Raw genomic sequence first — 7,673 nt, forward strand, 5'->3', positions numbered from 1 at the left:
TTATAATTGCGCTAATGGCTTAGCTTGGCTTTGCTCGTACTCTTCGTACCAGGTTTTAAATCCCCACGCGGCCATAATAGTGTAAAAAATAAATAGCGCGAGCGTTGGGTAATAGCCTTTTTCGTAATACAAATACATAGAGGCCGCATCAATAACAATCCAATACAGCCAGTTTTCGAGTACTTTTTTAGCAACTAAATACGTGGTTACCACCGCAAAACAGGTTGTAAAGCTATCTAGGTAGGCAAAATCGGCGTGGGTGTAGTTTTGCATTACATAGCCAATAATAATGGCCGCTAAGCTCGTAGCGCCTATAAGAATGGCGTGGCGTTGTGTAGACCATGAGGTAATACTAATATTATCTGCTTTGCCTTTGCGCCATACCATCCAGCCAAATACAGCCATGTACATGTAATAAAAATTAAGTAGCGACTCCATAAGCAGCGCGCCATTCCAGTACATTATGGTGTAAATAAGCGTGCTAAAAAAAGCGGCAGGCCAGCACCATAGGCTCTCTTTTATTGCCAGTAACAAATAAGCAATAGACAACCCTACCGCAATATATTCCCAATGCGACATTGCTGTAAAACCACTTAAGGTTTGTGTTAAAAAATCCATGTGTGCGGTTACCGTTTTTAATACACGTTAAATAAAGGCGATTACTCTGGAGATAAATCGCCAGATAAAAACTTACAAACAAAAATAGCCTTACCAAACTCTTCGTACGAGCGTTTAATTTCGGTGTTTAGCACTTGCATTACTAAATCGTAATCGCCAAAAATTTGCGTAGAAAGCGTATTGGTGATCACTTTTAAGTTGTCGTATTCGTTCAAACGGTCAATAAAGCCCTTAATAAACGGAATGTAATCTTGATGAAGTGGGTATTTACTGATCTCTACTGATAATTTCATTTTAAACTCTACTTTTAATTATTTGATTTCAACAAATCGTTCAATGCCAGTTCAATACAGTGTAAAATTACACTCACACTCAATTAGCTGAGCTTATTATGGCACGCAGAATAACCTATACATTTAAAAACCAACCGCGCGAAATTAACTTCGCAAAAGACAAATACCACGACATGTATCAAGCTATTGCCGCTGCCGAAGGTATTGATTTAACCAACTACTTAAACATGGTACGCCAAATAGAAATGACCTCAAAAGGCTCTTCGGCTGTACGTAACTTTCGTGACCAAGAATTTGCCCGTATGGGCTTTAGTGATATTTACTTTATTAAAGAATAAATATCACTTATTAACTATCGCTGGTACTCGTAACTTACGCGCGGTGTAATATTACACAGTAATTCGTAAGGGATAGTATCGGCGCAGTGGGCTATTTCTTCAACCGGAAGCTCCGGCCCCCACATTGTAACGCTGTCGCCTACTTTAACATTGTGCTCGTTTTCGCCTATATCAATGCTTATCATATCCATAGACACACTGCCTACAATACCGTAACGCTGCCCTGCAATCATAACCGGTGTGCCTTCTTTGGCATGACGCGGATAGCCATCGCCATAACCCATAGCCACTACCGCTAATTGGGTCGGTTTATCACTTTGCCAACGGCCTCCGTACCCTACACGCTCGTGTGCGGCAACATCACGCACTGCAATCACCTTTGTGGTTAAACGCATGACCGGCTTTAAATTGTGTTCTTGCCCTGTGCAGTTTGCCATTGGCGACACCCCATAAAGCATAAGTCCTGGGCGTATCCAATCACCGTGTCCTGCTGGCCAAGCTATAATACCGGCCGAGTTTGATAAACAATGTGCTTGGTCTATGCCCTTTACAAGCGTATCAAATAAACTAATTTGCTGCGCCGTTTTAGTATTGTGCGTATCATCGGCACACGAAAAATGGGTCATCAAATTAATGGTGCTTTTAGCATTGGGTGTGCGCTGCAAGCGACTATAAAATGCGTCAAACTGCTCCGGTGCTATGCCTAATCGGTGCATGCCGGTGTTTATTTTTAGCCAGCAAGTAATTGGCGCATCTAAGGTGGCATTTTCTATTGCTGCAAGCTGGTTTTCGTCGTGCACAATAGTTTGAAAATTATTAGCCAATAAAATAGGTAAGTCGGCTTTATTAAAAAAACCTTCAAGCAGCACTATTGGCTTTGTTAAACCGCCGGCGCGCAGTGCGAGGGCTTCATCAATTCGGGCAACAGCAAAAGCATCAGCACTATTTAAGTGCTGGGCAATTTTTACTAAACCATGCCCATACGCATTGGCTTTTAATACCGCCATTATTTTGCTATTTGGCGCAAAACGTTTTACCTGCGATAAGTTATGCGCAAGGGCGGTTAGGTTAATTTCGGCAGTGGCTAGGCGCATTAGTATTCATCATCAACTGCTGGCCCCGCGTAATTATCAAAGCGAGAAAATTGCCCTTGGAAGGTTAAGCGCACTTTACCAATTGGGCCGTTACGCTGTTTACCTATGATAATTTCGGCGATGCCTTTTTCTGTACTGTCTTCGTTGTATACCTCATCACGGTATATAAACATGATTAAATCGGCATCTTGCTCTATCGAACCCGACTCACGTAAGTCTGAGTTAATTGGGCGTTTATCGGCACGTTGCTCTAGCGTACGGTTTAGCTGCGAAAGCGCAATAACCGGGCACTGTAACTCTTTAGCGAGCGCTTTTAATGAACGCGATATTTCGGCAATCTCTAAAGTACGATTATCTGATAAACTAGGTACGCGCATTAACTGAAGGTAATCGACCATGATCATACTAATACCACCGTGGTCGCGCGCTATACGTCTTGCACGTGAACGCACATCGGTAGGTGTAAGCCCCGATGCATCATCAACATACATTTTGCCTTTTTCCATCAACAGCCCCATAGTTGATGAAAGGCGCGCCCAATCGTCATCATCTAGCTGGCCAGTACGTACCTTAGTTTGGTTAATACGACCAAGTGATGCCAACATCCTCATCATAATTTGTTCAGAGGGCATCTCTAATGAGTAAATAAGCACAGGCTTGTCTTGCGTCATTGCGGCGTGCTCAGCAAGGTTCATCGCAAAGGTGGTTTTACCCATTGAAGGACGTGCTGCAACAATAATTAAATCAGAAGGCTGCATACCTGCTGTCATTTTATCTAAATCAGCATACCCAGTGCTTACACCGGTTACACCGTCTTGCGGCGACTGGTATAGCTCTTCGATTTTATCGACGGTTTTTTCAAGAATGTTATGAATGCTTTGCGGGCCTTCGGTACTTTTTGTACGTTGCTCAGCAATTTTAAATACTTTACTCTCGGCAAAGTCTAATAAGTCGTGGCTGGTGCGCCCTTCTGGGTTAAAACCAGCTTCGGCTATTTCATTAGCTACGCCAATCATTTCGCGTACTACCGCGCGCTCACGCACAATATTGGCGTATGCATCGATATTCGCAGCACTTGGGGTGTTTTTAGCTATTTCGGCCAAATACGCAAAACCACCAATGCCTGCTAGTTGGTTATTTTTTTCAAGACTTTCTGAAATTGTGATTAAATCTATCGGATCGCCCACTTCAGCAAGCGCGGTCATGGCTTCAAAAATAAGCTTATGGGTGCGGGTATAAAAGTCCTGCGCAACAACCAGCTCTGCTACGCGGTCAAAAGCTTGGTTATCAAGCATTAAGCCACCTAAAACAGATTGTTCAGCTTCTATTGAATGGGGAGGAACTTTAAGGGTATCGACTTGCTTATCTGGTTTGGCCATAACTTCACAGTACTAAAATTGAATGGCTCTATTCTATCGACTTGGCGGGGCTGTGCAAATAGCAAAGCAGGAAATCTTTTCCTGCTTTTTGTAATCATTAACGCTAATTAGCTTATTTAGTTCGCAGCTCAATGCGCCCGCTTATAGTATCCATTTCAACACTTGCGCTGCCACCATTGGCACTAAACTCTAAATCACTAGAGGGGCCATATTTAGCTTTAGTCACTTTATCGCTGGTAACTTTATTAATAATTTTACCGTTGGCGTGCGCTTTAATCTCAAACTGAGCCGACACGCTTTGCGGGAAGTAAAAATCAGCATCACCACTTACCGACTCATAGCGAACATCAGCCCCTTTTAGCAGTTCGCTGATGTGTATTTCAGCTTCGCCGTTTACAGTATTAATACGTAAGCTTTTAATGCTCGATAATGTAAAATCGATATCGCCATTTACGTTTTCTAATCGTACGTCGTTTGCGGTTGTGCTTGATTTAATATCGCCATTTACGGCGCTAAAGCGCAGCTCTCCGCTTGATTGCTTATCGTTTATTTCACCGTTTACGGTTTCAAATTGAATATTGCCGCTTAAGTTCTGTGCGTTTACATCGCCATTTACGGTGCTTAATTTAACAGTGCCGCTAATGTCATTTACCGTAATTTCACCATTAACAACATCAACCTCAGCGCCTTTTTTAAGTGTTTTTGCAGTCACTGACACATTTACGCCAGCAAATTCTAAGCGACTGCTTTTTGGCATAAATACCGTTAAGTTAGAGCCATCTCCATTGTTACCCCATCCCAAATTGCGTGGCATTTTTACTATAAATTCGGTTTTATCGCCTGTCGTTTTAAGCTCAAACCCTTCGGCCTTGTCATCAAGCTCGCCGGAGACTTTAAATTCGTTTTTATCCCAGCCGGTTATGTTTACATCGCCACGTTGGTTTTCAATAAAAATAGTGCCGCCGCTTGGCACCTCTATTTGCTTATCTATTTTTTCGCCCGCTAAAACGCTCAGTGGTAATAGGCTCAGCCCAAGTAAAATTGCTTTCATATTATTCCCCTATATTTGCTGCCAACGCGGTGCATGCACCTTGTTAATTAAGTCGAGTTGTTGCTGGTAAACTTGCGCCAACATGGTCAGTAATGCCTGATTTTGTGGCTCGTTTTCAAGTGCCTGTTTAATTGCTTGCTCTGCTTCTTCAAGCTCTTGTAACTGTGCTTGCCAGTTATTGGTAAGTGCATCTTGGTTTTTGTACTGCACTAATAAACTTTGCTTTTGCGCTTTAAAATAATCGCTCATAGCAGCCACTTGGCTTGGCTCGTTATTGCTCATAAATATATTTATTGCTAATAACGCCGCTGCACTGCACGCAGCAATAGCGCTCAATTTAGGCCATAATGGCGCTTTAACAGCAAGTGGCTTAGCTGTAACTATGGCGTGCTCAATGCCCTGCCAAAGTGCTTTATTGGGCGCTATGTCTTTATTTAAATTGTTTAAAGACTCGTTTAAGTAGTCATCAAAATTTTGTTTACTCATACTCGTACCACTCTTGTAATAACTGCCTTGCACGATGATATTGCGACTTACTCGACCCTACTGCCATCCCCAATTGCTGGGCTATTTCTTCGTGGCGGTAGCCTTCAATAGCATATAAAACAAACACCATACGGGCGCGCTCTGGTAGGCGAACAATTAATTTATCTAACCCGTTTAATCCCTTACAACTTTGCACGCTTTGCTCATCCATACCGCTTTGTTCTATGCTCACAACTTTGTTTAACCAGCTTTTGTGCTTGCGTACATAACTAATCGCAATGTTGCTTGCTACGCTATATAGCCAAGTAGAAAATTGTGAGCGCCCGTCAAACTGCGCTATTTTATGCCACACCTGCACAAACACCTCTTGGGCGGCATCTTCAGCGTGCGCTTCATCGGCCAATAAGCGCAAACATAAACCGTAAACACGCTTTATATGCAGCTCATATAATGCCTTATAGGCATTTTGATCCCCCGCTTTAACACGCTCAATGAGTGCAAGGTCGCATAGGGGCGTGTGCTCGGGTTTTGTGTGTAACATCCGTGATGTCGCCTTTTAATTATTTTTATTTAAAAACGTGTATTAATGAGTGTATTGATTACTAAGACGCAAAGACAGACAAGAAAGGTTTAAACTAATAATAAAAATAGTTAAATAATTTTATATAGAGCTATTAGATGGGTATTAAAGAGGAATTTTAGATACAAAAAAGCCGCGCTAAAAGCACGGCTTTTTGGGCTTAATTAAAAATTAAGCTTCAGCAATAACGATTACTTTAATAGTAGCTGTTACGTCTGAGTGTACTGCGATTGCAACGTCGAATTCGCCAGTTTCACGGATAGTACCGTGAGGTAAACGAACTTCTGATTTAGCAACTTCAACACCAACAGCTGAGATAGCGTCAGCGATGTCACGAGTACCGATTGAACCGAATAGCTTACCTTCGTCACCAGCTTTAGATACTAAAGTAACTTCTGCTAATGCTTCTAGTTTGTCAGCGCGTGCTTGTGCTGCAGTTAACTGTTCAGCGATTTTCGCTTCTAAGTCTGCGCGACGAGCATCAAACGTTTCAATGTTTGCTTTAGTTGCAGGAACTGCCTTACCTTGCGGGAAAAGGAAGTTACGTGCGAAGCCAGATTTAACAACAACCTGGTCACCTAGGCCACCTAGGTTAGCGATCTTATCTAGTAGAATAACTTGCATGTTTCTACACCTTTTAAAAACTGTTAATCCGCTGCTTACTTATGTAAGTCAGTGTATGGAAGAAGGGCTAAGTAGCGAGCACGCTTAATAGCAGTTGCTAGCTGGCGCTGGTATTTAGCGCTAGTACCTGTAATACGGCTAGGTACGATTTTGCCACTTTCTGTAACATAGTTTCTAAGAGTAGCTAGATCTTTGTAATCGATTTGTTGTACGCCTTCCGCTTTAAAGCGGCAGAACTTACGACGTCTGAAATAACGTGCCATGAGATTAATTCCTCAAATAATTCTTTCTATATGCTGAGCATGCAAAACCAATTGGCTAAGGCCGTTACGACCTTCGTGGCGATTTAAAAAACCACTCACTTGCAATGCCTGCCCAACGTGCAAATGTTGAGTCTGTTGTTGCATTTGCTTACCACTGGCAACAACCTGAAGCCTAACGTAACTATTACGGTTAAGATCTGCTTCGGTTTGCATCGATTTATGTTCTACAACAAAAATACAATGCGGTATGCCTGCAGGGCTTTGGCTAAACTTGGGTGTTTTACAAACAACCCCCGATATAACCAGCTGATTCATATATGGGCTAACCATTACATTAACTGCTGACTACGTGCCATGCTAGGACTCAAAACAATTAAGCAGCTGGTGCTTCTTTCTTCTCTTCTCTTGCAAGAGGAGACGCTTCAGTTACTGCATTTTTAGTACGCATAACTAAGTTACGAAGCACTGCATCGTTGTAGCGGAAAGTAGTTTCTAGCTCGCTGATTACTTCAGTAGGTGCTTCAACGTTCATAAGAACATAATGAGCTTTGTGAAGCTTGTTGATTGGGTAAGCCAGTTGACGACGGCCCCAGTCTTCAAGACGGTGGATAGTACCACCAGCTTCAGTGATAGAACCAGTATAACGTTCGATCATACCAGATACTTGCTCACTCTGATCAGGGTGAACCATGAATACGATTTCGTAATGACGCATGGATATTCCTTACGGTTAATAGAGCCTTCTACCGTTTCGGCCGGTCGGTTTAAGGCAAGGAATTAATAGTGTAAAAGCCGAAATGAGCGCGCATTTTACGCTTAGATGGATAATTAAGCAAGCAGGTTTTTTAAGCTTTGATAGATAAGTGTTAAAGCTATCAGCTATCAGCTATCAGCTATCAGCTATCAGCTATCAGCTATCAGCTATCAGCTATCAGCTATCAGCTATC

General features: G+C 42.4%; 12 protein-coding genes. 1 reads left to right on the top strand and 11 read right to left on the bottom strand.

All coding sequences use genetic code 11. The annotated features are described in order from the left end of the window. Both pnuC and MTF68_RS17840 read right to left on the bottom strand, forming a co-directional pair. On the bottom strand, positions 1-618 hold the full coding sequence (gene pnuC / locus MTF68_RS17835; protein WP_004588465.1) for a nicotinamide riboside transporter PnuC: 618 nt from the start codon (positions 616-618) through the stop codon (positions 1-3). Positions 619-659: 41 nt separating this feature from the next. Then, complete coding sequence (locus tag MTF68_RS17840) at positions 660-911, bottom strand: hypothetical protein (protein ID WP_004588464.1); 252 nt, start codon at positions 909-911, stop codon at positions 660-662. 98 nt (positions 912-1,009) lie between these two features. Here MTF68_RS17840 and MTF68_RS17845 point away from each other — a divergent pair, with 98 nt between their 5' ends. Beyond that, positions 1,010-1,249: a DUF2960 domain-containing protein gene (locus tag MTF68_RS17845; protein ID WP_004588463.1), complete on the top strand. Its 240-nt coding sequence runs from the start codon at positions 1,010-1,012 to the stop codon at positions 1,247-1,249. A gap of 14 nt (positions 1,250-1,263) precedes the next feature. Here the strand turns inward: MTF68_RS17845 and alr are convergent, their stop codons facing one another. The 9 genes from alr to rpsF form a co-directional block, all read right to left on the bottom strand. Next, positions 1,264-2,343 (bottom strand): alanine racemase, encoded by a 1,080-nt coding sequence (gene alr, locus MTF68_RS17850; RefSeq protein WP_024031627.1) that lies wholly within the window; start codon positions 2,341-2,343, stop codon positions 1,264-1,266. Beyond that, on the bottom strand, positions 2,343-3,722 hold the full coding sequence (dnaB, locus tag MTF68_RS17855) for a replicative DNA helicase (protein WP_004588461.1): 1,380 nt from the start codon (positions 3,720-3,722) through the stop codon (positions 2,343-2,345). The genes alr and dnaB overlap by 1 nt, the downstream gene beginning before the upstream one ends. A 112-nt stretch (positions 3,723-3,834) precedes the next feature. Then, positions 3,835-4,773: a DUF4097 family beta strand repeat-containing protein gene (locus tag MTF68_RS17860; protein WP_248463210.1), complete on the bottom strand. Its 939-nt coding sequence runs from the start codon at positions 4,771-4,773 to the stop codon at positions 3,835-3,837. A 9-nt stretch (positions 4,774-4,782) separates the two neighbouring features. Continuing rightward, positions 4,783-5,259, bottom strand: a complete 477-nt coding sequence (locus tag MTF68_RS17865) for a hypothetical protein (protein ID WP_248463211.1) — start codon at positions 5,257-5,259, stop codon at positions 4,783-4,785. After that, on the bottom strand, positions 5,252-5,800 hold the full coding sequence (locus MTF68_RS17870; protein WP_248463212.1) for an RNA polymerase sigma factor: 549 nt from the start codon (positions 5,798-5,800) through the stop codon (positions 5,252-5,254). The genes MTF68_RS17865 and MTF68_RS17870 overlap by 8 nt, the downstream gene beginning before the upstream one ends. A gap of 210 nt (positions 5,801-6,010) precedes the next feature. Then, positions 6,011-6,463 carry a 50S ribosomal protein L9 gene (rplI, locus tag MTF68_RS17875; protein WP_004588457.1) on the bottom strand — a complete coding sequence of 151 codons (453 nt, stop codon included), beginning with the start codon at positions 6,461-6,463 and terminating at the stop codon, positions 6,011-6,013. A 35-nt stretch (positions 6,464-6,498) separates the two neighbouring features. Then, the gene (gene rpsR, locus MTF68_RS17880; protein WP_002962753.1) at positions 6,499-6,726 is read right to left on the bottom strand and encodes a 30S ribosomal protein S18; all 228 of its coding nucleotides are present in this window, start codon (positions 6,724-6,726) and stop codon (positions 6,499-6,501) included. Between the two features lie 12 nt (positions 6,727-6,738). Next, complete coding sequence (gene priB / locus MTF68_RS17885; RefSeq protein ID WP_004588456.1) at positions 6,739-7,056, bottom strand: primosomal replication protein N; 318 nt, start codon at positions 7,054-7,056, stop codon at positions 6,739-6,741. Between the two features lie 43 nt (positions 7,057-7,099). Beyond that, complete coding sequence (gene rpsF, locus MTF68_RS17890) at positions 7,100-7,441, bottom strand: 30S ribosomal protein S6 (protein ID WP_004588455.1); 342 nt, start codon at positions 7,439-7,441, stop codon at positions 7,100-7,102. Positions 7,442-7,673 lie beyond the last annotated feature (232 nt).

This window comes from Pseudoalteromonas sp. 2CM37A, assembly GCF_023161885.1.
In the GTDB taxonomy this organism is placed as follows: domain Bacteria; phylum Pseudomonadota; class Gammaproteobacteria; order Enterobacterales; family Alteromonadaceae; genus Pseudoalteromonas; species Pseudoalteromonas atlantica.